The following is a 401-nucleotide window of genomic DNA, read 5'->3' on the forward strand; positions in this document are numbered from 1 at the left end:
AACAGCTCGAGAAATTACAGTATCAGGTGGTGCTGAAGGTAGTGATATTATAGTCAGTAATACTTACAAATTACCGCGCCTTGACCGTATAGATCACAACACACAAGGCAATGTGGTTTCCATCAAAGGGGTGTCATCAGACCACCCCATGGCACCAAGTGTCCCTGATGATGTGTTATCCCTTGCAACCATCAGCACCAATTGGCTTGATATTCCTCTTGTGGTTAATGATGGCACGCGTGTTGCCCCCTATGATGAGATGTGGCGCTATTTTCACCGGGTGCTCTCCCTTGATCGATTGATGCAATTAGAGCGCATTAAAAGCAATGTGGACTCTAAAGAGCCTGTCGCCAAAAAGGCCATGTTCGCTGACCACTTTCTTGATGACTCTTACAGAGATG

General features: G+C 46.1%; 1 protein-coding gene. It reads left to right on the forward strand.

Annotated elements, in window-relative coordinates:
* Nucleotides 1-401: DUF4815 domain-containing protein (locus J7R13_RS09220; protein ID WP_208438343.1), on the forward strand; the 401-nt coding region annotated here is incomplete at both ends.

Origin of the sequence: Bartonella taylorii 8TBB (assembly GCF_902825155.1) — a bacterium.
GTDB lineage: Bacteria > Pseudomonadota > Alphaproteobacteria > Rhizobiales > Rhizobiaceae > Bartonella > Bartonella taylorii_A.